The sequence below is a fragment of the Mycobacterium sp. URHD0025 genome (assembly GCF_000426065.1).
Lineage (GTDB): Bacteria > Actinomycetota > Actinomycetes > Mycobacteriales > Mycobacteriaceae > Mycobacterium.
The window spans coordinates 69,113-85,079 of sequence record NZ_KE384491.1; the positions used below are offsets into that span (position 1 = coordinate 69,113).

17 protein-coding genes are annotated in these 15,967 nt (G+C 64.8%); 12 read left to right on the forward strand and 5 right to left on the reverse strand.

All coding sequences use genetic code 11. The annotated features are described in order from the left end of the window. Positions 1-11 precede the first annotated feature (11 nt). Positions 12-641 (reverse strand): Rv2732c family membrane protein, encoded by a 630-nt coding sequence (locus tag H977_RS0128695; RefSeq protein ID WP_029111074.1) that lies wholly within the window; start codon positions 639-641, stop codon positions 12-14. Continuing rightward, the gene (gene miaB, locus H977_RS0128700) at positions 629-2,191 is read right to left on the reverse strand and encodes a tRNA (N6-isopentenyl adenosine(37)-C2)-methylthiotransferase MiaB (RefSeq protein WP_029111075.1); all 1,563 of its coding nucleotides are present in this window, start codon (positions 2,189-2,191) and stop codon (positions 629-631) included. The genes H977_RS0128695 and miaB overlap by 13 nt, the downstream gene beginning before the upstream one ends. A 158-nt stretch (positions 2,192-2,349) precedes the next feature. On the opposite strand from miaB, the gene H977_RS0128705 reads away from it, so the two are divergent. Genes H977_RS0128705 through H977_RS0128720 form a run of 4 tightly spaced genes read left to right on the forward strand, consistent with a single transcriptional unit; the run spans position 2,350 to position 5,521 of the window. Beyond that, the gene (locus tag H977_RS0128705) at positions 2,350-3,078 is read left to right on the forward strand and encodes an amino acid ABC transporter ATP-binding protein (protein ID WP_029111076.1); all 729 of its coding nucleotides are present in this window, start codon (positions 2,350-2,352) and stop codon (positions 3,076-3,078) included. Positions 3,079-3,112: 34 nt separating this feature from the next. Then, positions 3,113-3,925: a glutamate ABC transporter substrate-binding protein gene (locus H977_RS0128710; protein ID WP_029111077.1), complete on the forward strand. Its 813-nt coding sequence runs from the start codon at positions 3,113-3,115 to the stop codon at positions 3,923-3,925. A 22-nt stretch (positions 3,926-3,947) separates the two neighbouring features. Beyond that, positions 3,948-4,628 (forward strand): amino acid ABC transporter permease, encoded by a 681-nt coding sequence (locus H977_RS0128715; RefSeq protein ID WP_029111078.1) that lies wholly within the window; start codon positions 3,948-3,950, stop codon positions 4,626-4,628. After that, entirely contained in the window at positions 4,628-5,521 is an 894-nt protein-coding gene (locus H977_RS0128720) for an amino acid ABC transporter permease (protein ID WP_029111079.1), read from the forward strand. The genes H977_RS0128715 and H977_RS0128720 overlap by 1 nt, the downstream gene beginning before the upstream one ends. Before the next feature lie 72 nt (positions 5,522-5,593). Here H977_RS0128720 and H977_RS0128725 read toward each other — a convergent pair whose 3' ends face one another. The 3 genes from H977_RS0128725 to recA are packed head-to-tail and all read right to left on the reverse strand — an operon-like array spanning position 5,594 to position 8,035. Then, positions 5,594-6,412, reverse strand: a complete 819-nt coding sequence (locus H977_RS0128725) for a TIGR03560 family F420-dependent LLM class oxidoreductase (protein WP_029111080.1) — start codon at positions 6,410-6,412, stop codon at positions 5,594-5,596. Positions 6,413-6,447: 35 nt separating this feature from the next. Then, a complete protein-coding gene (gene recX, locus H977_RS0128730; RefSeq protein ID WP_029111081.1) occupies positions 6,448-7,011 on the reverse strand; it encodes a recombination regulator RecX in 564 nt (187 codons plus the stop codon). Beyond that, complete coding sequence (gene recA / locus H977_RS0128735; RefSeq protein WP_029111082.1) at positions 6,980-8,035, reverse strand: recombinase RecA; 1,056 nt, start codon at positions 8,033-8,035, stop codon at positions 6,980-6,982. Before recA ends, recX begins: the two co-directional genes overlap by 32 nt. A gap of 210 nt (positions 8,036-8,245) precedes the next feature. Between recA and H977_RS0128740 the strand changes: the two genes are divergently transcribed. The 8 genes from H977_RS0128740 (at position 8,246) to H977_RS0128775 (ending at position 15,962) form a co-directional block, all read left to right on the forward strand. Then, positions 8,246-8,575 carry a hydrogenase maturation nickel metallochaperone HypA/HybF gene (locus H977_RS0128740; RefSeq protein ID WP_029111083.1) on the forward strand — a complete coding sequence of 110 codons (330 nt, stop codon included), beginning with the start codon at positions 8,246-8,248 and terminating at the stop codon, positions 8,573-8,575. Position 8,576: 1 nt separating this feature from the next. Continuing rightward, positions 8,577-9,389, forward strand: coding sequence for a hydrogenase nickel incorporation protein HypB (hypB, locus tag H977_RS0128745; RefSeq protein ID WP_029111084.1), 813 nt, complete (start codon positions 8,577-8,579; stop codon positions 9,387-9,389). 101 nt (positions 9,390-9,490) lie between these two features. Then, complete coding sequence (locus H977_RS0128750) at positions 9,491-10,546, forward strand: NADH-quinone oxidoreductase subunit B family protein (RefSeq protein ID WP_029111085.1); 1,056 nt, start codon at positions 9,491-9,493, stop codon at positions 10,544-10,546. A gap of 100 nt (positions 10,547-10,646) precedes the next feature. Continuing rightward, positions 10,647-12,443, forward strand: a complete 1,797-nt coding sequence (locus H977_RS0128755) for a nickel-dependent hydrogenase large subunit (protein ID WP_029111086.1) — start codon at positions 10,647-10,649, stop codon at positions 12,441-12,443. Between the two features lie 3 nt (positions 12,444-12,446). Further along, complete coding sequence (locus H977_RS0128760; RefSeq protein ID WP_029111087.1) at positions 12,447-13,355, forward strand: NifU-related iron-sulfur-binding protein; 909 nt, start codon at positions 12,447-12,449, stop codon at positions 13,353-13,355. Continuing rightward, positions 13,352-13,984 (forward strand): DUF5947 family protein, encoded by a 633-nt coding sequence (locus tag H977_RS0128765; RefSeq protein ID WP_029111088.1) that lies wholly within the window; start codon positions 13,352-13,354, stop codon positions 13,982-13,984. The genes H977_RS0128760 and H977_RS0128765 overlap by 4 nt, the downstream gene beginning before the upstream one ends. After that, the gene (locus H977_RS0128770) at positions 13,981-14,640 is read left to right on the forward strand and encodes a DUF6084 family protein (RefSeq protein ID WP_029111089.1); all 660 of its coding nucleotides are present in this window, start codon (positions 13,981-13,983) and stop codon (positions 14,638-14,640) included. Before H977_RS0128765 ends, H977_RS0128770 begins: the two co-directional genes overlap by 4 nt. Continuing rightward, a complete protein-coding gene (locus tag H977_RS0128775) occupies positions 14,637-15,962 on the forward strand; it encodes a hypothetical protein (protein ID WP_029111090.1) in 1,326 nt (441 codons plus the stop codon). Before H977_RS0128770 ends, H977_RS0128775 begins: the two co-directional genes overlap by 4 nt. The last annotated feature ends 5 nt before the right edge of the window (positions 15,963-15,967 follow it).

Sequence of the window (15,967 nt, forward strand, 5' to 3'; positions counted from 1 at the left end):
GGTCGACGCGTCTAGGTCTGGTCGGGCTGGTCCGGCTTCTTGCCGGGGTCGCGCTTGGTCGAGTCGTTCTCCGGGGCTGCCGTGGGGAAGCCGAGCACCCCGTGCTGCTGATGCTCCGCGACGTCGCGACGGCGCTCCGCCTCGGCCGCCAGCTGCAGCGCGGTGCGCGACCACACCACCCGGGCCCAGTGGAACGTCAGCACGATCACCGCGAGCCAGCCGATGATCAGACCGATGCCCGGGCCGGGATAGCCTGCGGCGGTCTGACGTGACCACACCGCGAGCATGCCGAGCGCGCTGGCCACCGCCGAACCGGCCAGTGCCACCCAGGCCAACGCCCAGCGGCGGGTGATCAGCGCCAACGTCGAGAAACCGACCGAGAACACCAGCGCCAGCCAGGTGAACACCCGCGACGGCAGCGAGATGCCGTCGGCCAGGGCTGTGGCATCACCGACCAGGACGTCGAAGCCCTTACTGGAGCCGGTGTGCGGCAGGACGAACGACAGCAGCACCACGAACACCAGGATCGCGACCACCATCGCCCGTGGACCCGTGTCGAATTCCCGGGTGACCTTGCGTTCGACTGCGGCGAGGTCGTCCTTGAACCGGTCGAAGTCGCTCTCGTTGCTCAACAGCCACATCCTTCTGATGCCGGCGGCGTCGTCGGCGCGCCGATCCGTGGTAGCCCGAGACCGACGCCGGTGCGGGGGCGCTGCCCAGCGGCATGCGCATCACCGGCGCGGGTGCGCCGATGGGTGACCAGCGGAGCGTCGGCGATCAGATGATGGGGCGCCGCGCCGGTCACGGCGGTGGTGACGATGTCGCCGGGCCGAATGTCGTTGAGTCCTGGCGCGAAATGGACCAGGCGCCCATCGCGGGCCCGGCCCGACATACGGGCAGTGCTGGCATCCTTGCGGCCCTCGCCGGTGGCGACCAGCAGCTCGACGGTCCGGCCGACCTGGGCCTGGTTCTCCTGCAGGGAAATTCGCTCCTGAAGGTCGATCAGCCGCTGATAGCGTTCGGACACAACCGCTTTCGGCAACTGGTCGGGCATCTCGGCGGCCGGGGTGCCGGGCCGGATGGAGTATTGGAAGGTGAAGGCGCTGGCGAACCGGGCCTGTTCGACGACGTCGAGGGTGGCCTGGAAATCTTCCTCGGTCTCGCCGGGGAAACCGACGATGAGGTCGGTGGTGATCGCGGCGTCCGGGATCGCGGCCCGGACCTTGTCGATGATGCCCAGATAGCGCTCGGCCCGGTACGAGCGGCGCATCGCCTTGAGGATGCGGTCCGAACCGGACTGCAACGGCATGTGCAGCGTCGGGCACACGTTGGGCGTCTGCGCCATCGCCTCGATCACGTCGTCGGTGAACTCGGCCGGGTGCGGCGAGGTGAACCGGACCCGCTCCAACCCGTCCACATCACCGCAGGCACGAAGCAGCTTCGCGAAGGCGCTGCGGTCGCGGGATACCTCCGACCAGTTCATCGGGTCCTCGCGCAATTGCTCGTCCGCAGCAAACGACACGCCGTAGGCGTTCACGTTCTGCCCCAGCAGGGTGATCTCAAGCACTCCCTGGTCGGCCAATGCCTGCACCTCGGCCAGAATGTCGCCGGGCCTGCGGTCGACCTCTTTGCCGCGCAGCGACGGCACGATGCAGAACGTGCAGGTGTTGTTGCAGCCCACCGAGATGGACACCCAGGCCGCGTAGGCGGACTCCCGTGTCGCGGGCAGGGTGGACGGAAATTCCTGCAGGGACTCGACGATCTCCACCTGGGCGACCCGGTTGTGGCGGGCACGTTCCAGCAGCGTGGGCAGGGATCCGATGTTGTGGGTGCCGAAGACCACGTCGACCCACGGGGCCCGACGCAGTACCGAGTCACGGTCCTTCTGCGCCAGACAGCCGCCGACGGCGATCTGCATGTTCGGGTCGGCCTGCTTGCGCGGGGCCAGGTGGCTGAGATTGCCGTAGAGCTTGTTGTCGGCGTTCTCGCGGACCGCGCAGGTGTTGAACACCACGATGTCGGCATCGGCACCGTCCTCGGCCCGCCGGTATCCGGCGTCCTCCAGCAGCCCCGACAGCCGCTCGGAGTCATGCACGTTCATCTGGCAGCCGTAGGTGCGGACCTGATAGGTACGGGCGGAGCCGAGGTTGCGCTGCTTGGCCGGGGCGGCCGCCGCGTCCCTGGTCTCCATCGTCGTCACGGACTCAATGGTACGGAGCCGCCCGAAACGTTAACGCGGCGGATTCACGAGATCCGGGCAGGCTGGACGTTCCCTGGGTAAGGTCACCTGCCATGGGTAGCCCCGGCGAGCAGCCGCAGGTCGACGAGACGGCACCGCCAGAAGTGCCGATGATCTCACTCCAGGCAGTCAACAAGCACTTCGGACCGCTTCATGTGCTCAACGACATCAACCTCGACGTGGGTCGCGGCGAGGTGGTGGTGGTGCTCGGGCCTTCGGGCTCGGGTAAATCCACGTTGTGCCGCACCATCAATCGACTGGAGACCATCGACTCCGGCAGCATCTCGATCGATGGCCAGGCACTGCCCGCAGAGGGTCGCAAGCTCGCGCAGCTGCGTTCGGATGTGGGCATGGTGTTCCAGTCGTTCAACCTCTTCGCCCACAAGACCATCCTGGACAACGTCACGCTCGGTCCGGTGAAGGTGCGCAGGAAATCCAAGTCCGAGGCCCGGGACAAGGCGATGGCGCTGCTGGAGCGGGTCGGGGTGGCCAACCAGGCCGACAAGTACCCCGCCCAACTGTCGGGTGGTCAGCAGCAGCGCGTCGCGATTGCCCGTTCGCTGGCGATGAACCCGAAGGTCATGCTGTTCGACGAGCCCACCAGCGCCCTGGATCCCGAGATGATCAACGAGGTGCTGGCAGTGATGACCTCACTGGCCGGCGAGGGCATGACGATGGTCGTGGTCACCCACGAGATGGGCTTCGCCCGGCGGGCGTCCGACCGCGTGGTGTTCATGGCCGACGGCGCGATCGTCGAGGACGCTCAGCCTGCCGAGTTCTTCGACAATCCGAAATCGGACCGCGCCAAAGATTTTCTCGGCAAGATCCTGCATCACTGACATCACTGACGCTCCGCCGAAAGGAACCCCGAACATGCCCTCTGTGCCGTTCAAGTTGGTCGGTGCCCTCGCTCTGGCGATCGCACTGCCGTTCGCCGCGACCGCGTGTGGCGGCGGTGGAGATTCCGGCAAGATCGTCATCGGTACCAAGTACGACCAGCCCGGGCTGGGCCAGAAGAAGCCCGACGGCACCATGTCCGGGTTCGACGTCGATGTGGCCAAGTATGTGGCCAACGAACTCGGCTACCCCGAGGACAAGATCGAGTGGAAAGAAGCACCCTCGCCCCAGCGCGAGACGCTGATCCAGAACGGTCAGGTGGAGTACATCGTCGGGACCTACTCCATCACCGACGCCCGCAAGGAGAAGGTGGACTTCGCCGGCCCGTACCTGCTCACCGGGCAGAGTCTTCTGGTTCGTGCCGACAACAACGACATCACCGGGGCCGCCTCGCTGGAGAACAACAAGAAGCTGTGCTCCGTGTCGGGTTCGACGCCGGCGCAGAACATCAAGACCAAGTACCCGAAGGTGCAACTGCAGCAGTTCGACACCTACTCGGCATGCGTGGACGCGCTCAAGAACGGTGTCATCGACGCGGTGACCACCGATGAGGTGATCCTGGCCGGCTTCGCCGCGCAGAGCCCCGGCACCTTCAAGATCGTCGGTGACACGTTCTCCGAGGAGCGCTATGGCATCGGTCTGAAGAAGGGCGACAGCGAACTGCGCACGAAGATCAACGCCGCCATCGAGAAGATGGAATCGAGCGGCGCCTGGAAGGAAGCGTTCGAGCGCAATCTGGGTCCGGCCGGCATCAAGACGCCGGAACCGCCTGCCGTCGACCGCAACTGAGTTCCGGGGCAGCGCACCGACCGTGGACATTTTCAATGAGTACCGCGACCAGATTTTCGCGGCGTTCTGGACCACGATCCAGCTGACGGTGTACTCCGCGATCGGTGCGCTGGTCCTGGGCACGGTGCTGGCCGCGATGCGACTGGCACCGACGCCGGTGATGAACTGGTTGGGCGCGGCTTACGTGAACATCGTGCGCAACACGCCGTTGACGCTGATCATCCTGTTCTGCTCGTTCGGTGTCGGCCAGACCATGGGCATCACCCTCGTCGACCCCACGTCGCCAACATCGATCGCGGACAGCAATTTCCGGCTCGCGGTGCTCGGGTTGACCGTCTATACAGCGTCTTTCGTCTGCGAGACGGTGCGTTCGGGAGTCAATACGGTGCCGATGGGCCAAGCCGAGGCGGCCCGCTCGCTGGGTCTGAGCTTCGGCCAGAACCTGCGGATCATCCTGCTGCCTCAGGCTTTTCGGGCAGTGATCATCCCACTGGGATCGGTACTGATCGCACTGGCCAAGAACACCACCATCGCCTCGGCGATCGGGGTTGCCGAGGCCGCGCTGTTGATGAAGGAGATGATCGAGAGCACCGCGGCACTGTTGACCGTCGGTACCATCTTCGCGACCGGGTTCGTGATTCTGACATTGCCACTGGGACTGCTGTTCGGGTGGCTGGGTAAGCGACTGGCGGTGGCACGGTAATGGGCGCATCTGTTCTCTTCGACGCGCCGGGTCCGCGGGCGCGGATCCGCAACCGCCTTCTCACGCTGCTGACGGTGGCGGTCGCCGTGGTGCTGTTCGGTCTCGTGATCTCGCGGATGGCCGCCAAAGACCAACTCACCGGCCAGAAGTGGGAACCGTTCCTGACCCCCGACCTGTGGCGGACGTATGTCCTTCCGGGTGTGGAGGGAACGTTGACCGCCGCCGCGGTCTCCATCGTGTTGGCGGGGATTCTCGGCATGTTGCTCGGGGTGGCCCGACTGGCGCCGATCAGGCCGGTCCGCTGGGTCAGCGCGGTGATCGTGGAGTTCTTCCGCGCGGTTCCTGTCCTGATCATGATGATCTTCGCGTACTTCCTCTACGCGCTGTACGACGTGTTCCCCTCCAACCAACTCGCGCTGGCCGGTGTGATCACCGGCCTCACGCTGTACAACAGCGCGGTGATCGCCGAAATCGTGCGGGCCGGTATCAACTCCCTGCCCCGCGGGCAGCGCGAGGCGGCCGCGTCACTCGGCATGTCGTGGTCCCAGACGATGCGCTTGATTCTGGTGCCGCAGGCGATCACCGCCATGCTGCCGGTACTGGTGTCCCAACTGGTGGTGGTACTCAAGGACACCGCGATCGGCTATCAGATCACCTTTGTGGAGATGGTGCGCCAAGGCACCAATATCGGGTCGGCGTACGGCAATTACCTGCCCGCGCTGATCGTGATCGCCATCTTGATGATCACGGTGAACTTCACGCTGTCCTGGTTCGCGACGTGGCTGGAACGGCGGCTGCGCCGGTCCAAACGCGGGCCGGCGCCGCTGGAGGCCGAGGCCATCGAACAAGAAGGTGCCCCGGGCGCGCAGGTGCTGCAGGCCCAGCGCGACTGACCGGATCCGCATCACGCCGCATTCGCCACATAGCGCAGGCGTCGACGTTCGCGACGCCTATCGCGGCGTTCGTCACAACGTCGCACAGCGCTCCAGCAGCGCGGCGTCCGGCGGTTGATAGAACGACAGCACCGCGTGCTCGCAGCCGGCGTCTGCATAGGCAGCCAATGAGTTCAGTTGTCCGTCAACCTGGTCCGGCTGCTGTGGATGTAGGAACACTTGCACCGAGCGGCGGATCTCCCGCGGGTCGCGACCTACTTCGGCGCAGGCCGTGTCGAGGTTTGCGCTGGCCTGCGCCCAGTCCTGCGGCCCCTGGCCAGGGGCATTCCACTCGTCCGCGTGCCGGGCCACCACGCGCAGCATTTTCGGCTTGACACCGCCGATGACGATCGGCGGGTGGGGTTTCTGCAGTGGCTTCGGATTGCCCAGGGCCGCGTCCAATGTGAAGAACTTGCCGTCGAAGCTGACGCGCTCCTCGGTCCAGAGTCGGCGGACGACGGTCAGCGCTTCATCGAGCATCTCGACACGTGCTCCCGGACTGGGGAATTCGATGCCATAGCCCTGGTGCTCGTTCTCATGCCAGCCCGCGCCGATCCCGAACTCGAGTCGGCCGCCGGACATGTGATCGACGGTGACTGCCATCTTGGCGAGCATCGCCGGGTTGCGGTAGGTGACCGAACTGACCAGGCAACCGATCCGCGAATTGTGGGTCAACGCGGCCATGCCTGCCAACATCGTCCAACCTTCGAAGGTCAGCTGTTCAGGATCGACGAGCCCGTAAAAGTGGTCGTAATCCCAGATGCCGTGGAATCCCAGTTTGTCGGCGGTGCACCAGAACTCCTCCAGCACGGGATAGTCGAACGTGGGCGCGAGCTTCACCGATACCAGCATGTCCGCAAACTACACCTCCGGCGTCTGCGCCGTTGTCAGACCGAGCGCCGTTCCCTTTCGGCCGCCAACCCCCCGCTGACCACGTCGAAGGCCATCGACTGGTTGTAGCCGCGGCGGGCCAGCATGCCGACCAGCCGACGGGTGACCTTCACGTCGCCGTCGTCGTCATCGAGTCGTTCGCGACGCAGCTTGTCACGGACCAACTGCTCTGCCCGTTGCCGTTCGGTGGCCGGATCCAGGTCGGCGAGCGCCGCGTCGATGACGTCGTTGTCGACACCCTTCTTGCGAAGCTCGACAGCCAAGGCGCGCTTGCCTTTTCCCGCGTTGGCATGCCGGGACCGCACCCACTGCTCGGCGAAGTCCTGGTCATCGATCAGGCCCACCTCGGCGAGCCGGTCGAGCACTCTGGCACTGAGGTCTTCTTCGTAGCCCCGTTTGGTGAGCTGTTCGATCAACTCGGCGCGGGTGCGGGCCCGTACGGTGAGCAGGCGCAGGCAGACGTTCTTGGCCTGCTCCTCGCGTTTGCGAGGATCGTGCGCCTGCTCCCCCTCGGGCTTACCCGACGACTCAGAAGTCAACCGGGGCGGGAAGGACGTCATCAGCCTTCGCCTCGGCGGTCACGACAGCACCGATGCCGAGCTTTTCCTTGATCTTCTTCTCGATCTCGTTGGCGACGTCGCCGTTCTCCAACAGGAACTTGCGGGCGTTCTCCTTGCCCTGCCCCAACTGCTCGCCCTCATAGGTGAACCAGGAGCCGGACTTGCGGATGAAGCCGTGCTCGACACCCATGTCGATGAGCGACCCTTCACGGCTGATGCCATGGCCGTACAGGATGTCGAACTCAGCCTGCTTGAACGGCGGGGAGACCTTGTTCTTGACCACCTTGACGCGGGTCCGGTTACCGACCGCGTCGGTGCCGTCCTTGAGCGTCTCGATGCGGCGGACGTCCAGACGGACCGAGGCGTAGAACTTCAAAGCCTTACCGCCCGTAGTGGTTTCGGGTGAGCCGAACATCACACCGATCTTCTCGCGGAGCTGGTTGATGAAGATCGCGGTGGTGCCCGAGTTGTTCAGCGCACCGGTCATCTTGCGCAGCGCCTGGCTCATCAGGCGGGCCTGCAGTCCGACGTGGCTGTCACCCATCTCACCCTCGATCTCGGCGCGGGGCACAAGGGCCGCCACGGAGTCGATGACCAAGATGTCCAGAGCGCCCGAGCGCACCAGCATGTCGGCGATCTCCAGCGCCTGCTCACCGGTATCCGGCTGGCTCACCAGCAGCGAATCGGTGTCCACACCGAGCTTCTTGGCGTACTCGGGATCCAGCGCATGCTCGGCGTCGATGAACGCCGCGATACCGCCGGCGGCCTGGGCATTGGCCACGGCATGCAACGCCACGGTGGTCTTACCCGAGGATTCCGGGCCGTAGATCTCGACCACCCTGCCGCGCGGCAGGCCGCCGATGCCGAGGGCCACATCCAGGGCTATCGAACCGGTGGGGATCACCGAGATCGGCTGGCGCACCTCCTCGCCGAGGCGCATCACCGAGCCTTTACCGAAGTTCTTGTCGATCTGGGCCATCGCCAGTTCGAGCGCTTTTTCGCGATCAGGGGCCTGTTGCGCCATGATGGTGCCTCTCCGAGTAGTCGTGCTGACCGGTGTTCCGATCGGTTGGCCGTGACGCTAGAGCAAGACACCGACAACCCCGGTTTTCCAGCCGAACACCGCCCACAGTAAAGCGAACACCTGTTCGACTCAAGTAGACACGCCGTGCTCACGGTGAATCAGGCCTATCGTGGGAACATCCGGCCGACCCGGCCGATAACGGGGTAAGCGATGCACGAGATGGCGATCACCCAGAGCGTTGTCGAGGCGGTGTGCGAACACGCCGCAGGCCGGCGTGTGCACAGCGTCAAGCTTGAGATCGGTGCGCTGTGCGCCGTGGTCCCCGATTCGATGCGGTTCTGCTTCGAATTGGCGACCGAGGGCACCGCGGCCGACGGTGCGCAGCTCGAACTCAACGTGCATCCCGGCATCGCCCGTTGCCGCACCTGCGCCGACGAGTTCGAGCTACGTGACCCGATCCTGTTGTGCCCCTGCGGGAGTGCCGACGTCGAAGTGCTCGCAGGCCGGGAATTGAAGATCCTTTCGATGGAAGTGAGCTGATATGTGCGCAACATGCGGATGCGGCGAAGACTCAGCGGTGATCACCCTGGCCGGCGATCAACAGCACGACCATCCGCACGATCACGCACACCACCACGACCACCCCCATGTTCATACCGAAACGGGACCTACCGAAACCATTTCCCTGGAGCAGAAGGTGCTGGCGAAGAACGACCTCATCGCCGAGCACAACCGCACGTGGCTGGCCGAGCGGGCCATCCTGGCCCTCAACGTGACGAGTTCACCCGGCGCGGGGAAGACGACGCTTCTCGAACGGACCATCCGAGAGCTCGGGGGCATTCGCCCGGTCACCGTCATAGAGGGCGACCAGGAAACCTTGCTCGACGCTGAGCGGATACGGGCGGCGGGGGCACGCGCGGTCCAGGTCAACACAGGCGCCGGCTGCCACCTCGACGCCGACATGATTCATCGCGCACTTCACGCGCTGGGTCCGGAGTCGGAGTCACTACTACTGATCGAGAACGTGGGCAATCTCGTCTGTCCCGCCCTCTTCGATCTCGGCGAGCACAGCAAAGTTGTCGTCATATCAGTGACGGAGGGTCAGGACAAACCCCTGAAGTACCCACACATGTTTGCCGCGGCGGGGCTGGTCGTGATCAACAAGATGGATCTTGTTCCCTACGTAACCTTTGATCTTGAAACATTTATGGGCAATGTGCGATTGGTGAACCCCGGCGTCCGAGTATTGCCCGTCTCCGCGACTCGGGGAGATGGCGTAGAAGCATGGTACGACTGGATCCGCACCGAGATCGGCGATCTGGCAAACTCACCCTCTGTCGTTGACAAGACATAGCGCCGGGAGTAGACCGAGATCAGCGCTGGAAAGACGCCGGCGCTTGCGTCTGAACACAAGACGTTGGGGCTCTCAGCCCGGGCCCCGGAAAGCTGTGACGTATGCCAACCGAGGCAGCAGTCAAAGCGGAAGAGGCATTGATCCACGTGCTGTGGATCAATGCCGGTTTGAGTTGTGACGGCGATTCGGTGGCGTTGACTGCGGCCACCCAACCGAGCATCGAGGAAATCGCCCTTGGGGCGCTCCCCGGCCTGCCCAAGATCGCTGTCCATTGGCCCCTCATCGACTTCGAATGCGGGCCAAGTGGAGGTGCCGACGATTTTCTCGCCTGGTTCTTCAAAGCCGACCGCGGCGAACTGGATCCTTTCGTCCTGGTCGTCGAGGGATCCATCCCGAACGAGGAACTCAAGAGCGAAGGCTATTGGTGCGGGTTCGGGAACGATCCGGCGACCAACCAGCCGATGACCACCAGCGAGTGGCTCGATCGGTTGACGCCGAAGGCCACCGCCGTGGTGGCGGTGGGCACCTGCGCGACCTACGGCGGAATCCACGCGATGGCGGGCAATCCGACCGGCGCGATGGGCGTACCCGACTATCTCGGCTGGGACTGGAAGAGCAAGGCCGGGATCCCGATCGTGTGTGTCCCGGGATGTCCCATCCAGCCCGACAATCTGTCCGAGACCCTGACGTACCTGTTGTACATGGCCACAGACCAGGCGCCGATGATCCCGTTGGACGAGGCACTGCGACCGAAGTGGTTGTTCGGCAACACCGTGCACGAAGGATGCGACCGGGCCGGTTACTACGAGCAAGGTGATTTCGCCACCGAGTACGGTTCACCGAAATGCATTGTGAAACTTGGCTGTTGGGGACCGGTAGTCAAATGCAACGTGCCCAAGCGCGGCTGGATCAATGGAATCGGCGGTTGCCCGAACGTCGGTGGCATCTGCATCGGGTGCACGATGCCGGGATTCCCGGACAAGTTCATGCCGTTCATGGATGAGCCGCCCGGCGGCAAGGTCTCGACAACGGCATCCGGGTTGTACGGCTCGGTGATTCGCAGCCTGCGCCATGTGACGGCCCGAACCGTCGACAAAGAACCGAAGTGGCGCCATCGCGGCACCAAGCTCGAGACCGGAGCCGCTCGCACCTGGTAGCGCGGGTGGGTCAGCCACCCGTTTGCAGTCACCACACGTATCGACGACAGGTCGTCGAAATTGATTGCACCGCAGTGATCCATAGGGAAGAAGAAGTTCGATGACAACCATCATCCCCGAGCCGTCACAGGTGAAACGCGAACCGGGCCAACTGGTGGAGATGGCGTGGGATCCGATCACCCGCATCGTCGGCAGCCTCGGTATCTACACCAAGATCGACTTCGAGAACCGGGAGGTTGTCGAGTGCCACAGCACGTCGTCGATCTTCCGCGGCTACTCGATCTTCATGAAGGGCAAGGATCCCCGCGACGCGCACTTCATCACGAGCCGGATCTGCGGCATCTGCGGTGACAACCACGCCACCTGCTCCTGCTATTGCCAGAACATGGCGTATGGAGTCAAGCCGCCGCATCTCGGTGAGTGGCTGGTGAATCTCGGCGAGGCCGCGGAATACATGTTCGACCACAACATCTTCCAGGAAAACCTGGTCGGCGTGGATTACTGCGAGAAGATGGTGTCCGAGACCAATCCGAGCGTGCTGGCCAAGGCTGAGAACGCTCAGTCCCCGCACGCCGACGCCCACGGATACCGCACGATCGCCGACATCATGCGCGCGCTCAACCCGTTCACCGGCGACTTCTACCGCGAGGCGCTCCAGGTCAGTCGCTGGACCCGGGAGATGTTCTGTCTGATGGAGGGCCGGCACGTGCATCCGTCCACGCTCTATCCCGGCGGGATCGGTACGACGGCCACCGTGCAGCTGATGACCGACTACGTGACCCGGCTCATGCGGTACGTCGAGTTCATGAAGAAGGTCGTTCCGATGCACGACGACCTGTTCGACTTCTTCTACGAGGCGCTGCCCGGCTACGAAAAGGTCGGCTTGCGGCGCACCCTGCTGGGGTGCTGGGGTTCGTTCCAGGATCCTGAGGTGTGCAACTTCGCCTACAAGGACATGGAGGACTGGGGCCGGGCGATGTTCGTCACGCCGGGCGTGGTGGTGGACGGAAAGTTGGTCACCACGTCGCTGCTGGACATCAACCTGGGCATCCGAATCCTTTTGGGCAGTTCGTATTACGACGACTGGACCGATCAGGAGATGTTCGTCAAGAACGATCCGCTGGGCAATCCGATCGACCGCCGCCACCCGTGGAACCAGCACACCAACCCCCACCCGCAGAAGCGGGACATGGACGACAAGTACAGCTGGGTGATGTCGCCGCGCTGGTATGACGGCAAGGACCATCTGGCTCTCGACACCGGTGGGGGTCCGCTGGCCCGGCTCTGGTCGACCGCCCTGGCCGGGCTCGTAGACATCGGTTACGTCAAGGCCACCGGCAGCAGTGTGCGGATCAACCTGCCGAAGACCGCGCTGAAGGGTCCGGTCGAGTTCGAGTGGAAGATCCCTGCCAAGGGCAGCAACACCATCGAACGCAATCGCGCCCGCACGTACTTCCAGGCCTACGCCGCTGCCTGCGCCTTGCATTTCGCCGAGCAGGCGCTCACCGAGATCCGTGCAGGCCGGACGAAAACCTGGGAGAAATTCGAGGTGCCGGACGAGGGCATCGGCTGCGGATTCACCGAAGCGGTGCGCGGCGTGCTCAGCCACCACATGGTCATTCGGGACGGCAAGATCGCCAACTACCACCCATATCCGCCGACACCGTGGAACGCCAATCCGCGGGACAGCTACGGCACCCCGGGCCCGTACGAAGATGCGGTGCAGGGCCAGCCGATCTTCGAGGAGAACGACCGGGAGCACTTCAAGGGCATCGACATCATGCGCACGGTGCGCAGTTTCGACCCATGTCTCCCGTGCGGCGTGCACATGTACCTGGGCGACGGCAAGACATTGGACCTGCTGCACTCCCCCACCCAATCCGCAACCGGGGAATGACATATGCCGCCCGCCGCATCGCCAGTCCCGGACTGTCCCGAAGACGACACACGATGGCGCGTGGCGGGCGAACGGATACAGACCCTGCTCGATGCCAGCGCCGCAGGCGGTACCGCGGCGCGCGATCGGGCTGAGCAACTGGTGCGCGAGGTCACCGATCTCTACGGTGCCGGTCTGGACCGGATGCTGCGCACGGCAACTACCGCCGATCCCGGCCTGGCAGAGGCGTTCGCCGGTGACGATCTGATCGCCAGCCTGCTGTTGGTGCACGGATTGCATCCGCATCCCGTCGAGCGGCGCATCGCCGACGCTCTCGACGGGGTCCGGCCGTACCTCGGCTCCCACGGCGGTGACGTCCACCTCCTCGAGGTCGACGGCGAGGTGGTCCGGCTGAGTTTCGCCGGAAGCTGCAAGAGCTGCCCGTCTTCGGCGGTGACCCTGGAGCTCGCGATCGAAGATGCGGTCCGGGCCGCGGCACCGGAAATCTCGTCGATCGAGGTGGTGGAGGCGCCGGCCGACTCGACGCCGAATGTGATACCCGCGCAGTCACTGCTGAGCCGGGTGCACGCCAACGGGCACCGGCATGCCTCCTGGCAGCCGGTCGCGGCGCTGACCGGGCTCGCACCCGGAGAGGTCGGTGGCTTCGCGGTCGCGGGCACTGCCGTGCTGGCCTGTCGGATCGGTGACGAGTTCTTCGCCTACCACGATCACTGTGCCAACTGCGCCCAACCGTTCGCGGGGGCGACGCTGACCGGGGCAATGCTGCGCTGCCCACAGTGCGGCACCGATTTCGATGTCGTCCACGCGGGGGCCGGCGCGCACGACCCGGGCGGCCCGCACCTGGAGCCGATTCCGGTTCTGGTGCGCGACGGGGTGCCCACGATGGCGCTGGCCGAGGAGTTCGCGTCGTGACCGGTCCGTTGGACGTCATCGCCCGCATTCGCGCCAACCGGGGCATGCCCGAGCCGGTCGGTGAGCGCTGTGAAATGTGCTCAGAACCGATCGCCGACCAGCACCAGCATGTGGTGAATGTCGAAGGCCGCCAGCTGATGTGCGTATGCCGCGGCTGTTATCTGCTGTTCACCGACAGTAACGCCGGGCTGCGTTACCGCGCAGTTCCCGACCGTTACGTGATGTTCCCCGACCTCGCCCTCGGCAGGCGCGAATGGGAGTCGCTCCAGATTCCGGTCGGCCTCGCATTCTTCTTCCTGAACTCCGCGCTGAACCGCATGGTGGCGTTCTATCCCGGCCCCGCCGGTGCCACCGAATCCGAACTCGACCTGGTCACCTGGGAAACCGTCAGGGCCGCCGACCCGAGGGTGGACCTGCTGGCCGAGGACACCGAGGCGTTGATCGTCCTGATACCGGACGACGAAAACCAGCCGCCGGTATGCCATTTGGTGCCCATCGACGCTTGTTACGAGTTCGTCGGAAGGCTGCGGATGCTGTGGCGCGGATTCGACGGCGGCCAGGACGTGCGCAATTACATCGACGAATTCTTCGGCACCCTCGAAGAACGCAGCTCAGTGGTGCCGCGATGACCAGCCCTGACACCGAACCGGCCACCGCGGTCACCTTCGCCGTCCTGGAGATCGCACCGGAACCGTATGCCGTGACTCCGATCCTGACCGCTCGGATCGGGGTGGCCGCCATCGGAGACGATCCGGTGCACGCCATCGCACTGCGCTGCCAGGTCCGCATCGAGCCACTGCGGCGCGACTACACCGATCCGGAAGCGGCCGGACTGCTGGACCTTTTCGGGCCGCGCGAACGTTGGAGCTCGACACAGCGCAATTTTCTCTGGCAGCATGGCGCCGCGATGGTGCCCGGTTTCGTCGACACCACCCAGGTCGACCTCGCGCTGGATTGCACCTACGACTTCGAGGTCGCGGCCTCGAAGTATCTGCACGCGCTTCGCGAAGGAACGATACCGCTGCAATTCCTTTTCAGTGGAACCGTTTTCACCCGAGGCACCCGCGGCTTCGCGGTGCAGCAGGTGCCGTGGGATCGCGAGGACCATTTCGAACTTCCGGTCTCGGTGTGGCAGAACCTCATGGCACAACACTTCCCGAACACCGGTTGGTTGCGGCTGCGACGCGACACCCTCGGCCAACTCACCGCCTACAAGACGCAGCGCGCATTGCTGTCCTACGACGAAGCGATCGCCTCACTGATGGCGTGCGAGGAAATCCGATGAGCGGCCGTTGGGAACAAGCCCTCGCGGTGGCGGACGCCGTCCTCTACGAGGGCTATCTGCTCTACCCGTACCGAGCGAATTCAGCCAAGAATCAATGCCGCTGGCAGTTCGGAGTGCTGGGCCCGACCGGCGCCGAGCGCGCCGGCGTCGGAGAGGACAGCTCTCTGTCGGCGCAGCTCGTCGTGCGTCCGCAGGACCGCCCGCAGATCACGATCCTGGTCCGGTTCCTGCAGCTGCAGCGCCGATCCGCGGAACGTCGCCGTGACGACGACACCTTTGAGCCGGTCGGTGAATTCACCGCCGGTGCACGGTCCTGGCTGAGCTGGGACGAGGCGGTGGAACACCAACTCGCCTTCGGCCCGTTCGACACCGCCGACCTGGTGGCACCGCAGACACATCCCATTGTCGTCGCGGCCGGAACCGACATCGAAATCGTCGAGGGCGGCCGGCTCGTTCGTTCACGACGGGAACTGCGCGGCGAGCTGACAATCGCGGCGGAACCCGACGACGGTCTGGTGCGGTTGACGGTGGCGGTACGCAATTGCGCCCAAGCCGCCGTAGACAAAGAGGAAGCCATTGCGTTGTCGTTCATCGGCACCCACCTGGTCACCGAGGTCACCGAGGGCGAGTTCGTCTCGCTCCTGGAGCCGGACGAATCCGCCGCCGCAGCGGTGTCACGCTGCACGCGCCACCGCTGCTTCCCAGTGCTGGCCGGGCCGCCCGGCGACCATGGCCTGATGCTGGTGTCACCGATCATCCTCTATGACCACCCGGAGATCGCCGACCAGAGCGAAGGCGCCCTCTACGACTCGACCGAGATCGACGAGATCCTGACCCTGAGGATCATGACGATGACGGACGAGGAGAAGGCACACGCCCGGGCCACTGACCCGCTGGCGGCGGCGATCATCGATCGGTGTGACTCGATGTCGCCTGACGCGATGCTCAATCTGCATGGAGTGCTGCGAGATCCCCACGGCAGGGCCGATTCACCCAGCCTGATCCCAGAGGTTCCCGACGGTATCGGCTGGTGGGACCCAATGGCAGACAACGCTGTCGATCCTTCCGTCGACGCCGTGCTGATCAACGGGGTTCGGGTCAGTCGCGGCAGCCGGGTGCGGCTGCACCCCTCCCGCCGTGCCGACGCTCAGGATCTCTTCTTCGCCGACCGGGTCGCACGGGTGGCCTCGGTCCACGAGGACGTCGAGGGCGAGCGACACGTCGGTGTCGTCATCGACGACGACCCCGCTGCCGACCTGCACGAGTGGTACGGCCGCTATCTGTACTTCGCACCTGACGAAGTCGAGCCATTGCAGCAGTGAGAGGA

Bases quoted from the DNA above. Each gene is read 5' to 3' on its own strand.
- H977_RS0128695 (WP_029111074.1), bottom strand. From the start codon at position 641: ATGTGGCTGTTGAGCAACGAGAGCGACTTCGACCGGTTCAAGGACGAC.
- miaB (WP_029111075.1), bottom strand. From the start codon at position 2,191: ATGGAGACCAGGGACGCGGCGGCCGCCCCGGCCAAGCAGCGCAACCTC.
- H977_RS0128705 (WP_029111076.1), top strand. From the start codon at position 2,350: ATGATCTCACTCCAGGCAGTCAACAAGCACTTCGGACCGCTTCATGTG.
- H977_RS0128710 (WP_029111077.1), top strand. From the start codon at position 3,113: ATGCCCTCTGTGCCGTTCAAGTTGGTCGGTGCCCTCGCTCTGGCGATC.
- H977_RS0128720 (WP_029111079.1), top strand. From the start codon at position 4,628: ATGGGCGCATCTGTTCTCTTCGACGCGCCGGGTCCGCGGGCGCGGATC.
- H977_RS0128725 (WP_029111080.1), bottom strand. From the start codon at position 6,412: ATGCTGGTATCGGTGAAGCTCGCGCCCACGTTCGACTATCCCGTGCTG.
- recX (WP_029111081.1), bottom strand. From the start codon at position 7,011: ATGACGTCCTTCCCGCCCCGGTTGACTTCTGAGTCGTCGGGTAAGCCC.
- recA (WP_029111082.1), bottom strand. From the start codon at position 8,035: ATGGCGCAACAGGCCCCTGATCGCGAAAAAGCGCTCGAACTGGCGATG.
- H977_RS0128740 (WP_029111083.1), top strand. From the start codon at position 8,246: ATGCACGAGATGGCGATCACCCAGAGCGTTGTCGAGGCGGTGTGCGAA.
- hypB (WP_029111084.1), top strand. From the start codon at position 8,577: ATGTGCGCAACATGCGGATGCGGCGAAGACTCAGCGGTGATCACCCTG.
- H977_RS0128750 (WP_029111085.1), top strand. From the start codon at position 9,491: ATGCCAACCGAGGCAGCAGTCAAAGCGGAAGAGGCATTGATCCACGTG.
- H977_RS0128755 (WP_029111086.1), top strand. From the start codon at position 10,647: ATGACAACCATCATCCCCGAGCCGTCACAGGTGAAACGCGAACCGGGC.
- H977_RS0128760 (WP_029111087.1), top strand. From the start codon at position 12,447: ATGCCGCCCGCCGCATCGCCAGTCCCGGACTGTCCCGAAGACGACACA.
- H977_RS0128770 (WP_029111089.1), top strand. From the start codon at position 13,981: ATGACCAGCCCTGACACCGAACCGGCCACCGCGGTCACCTTCGCCGTC.
- H977_RS0128775 (WP_029111090.1), top strand. From the start codon at position 14,637: ATGAGCGGCCGTTGGGAACAAGCCCTCGCGGTGGCGGACGCCGTCCTC.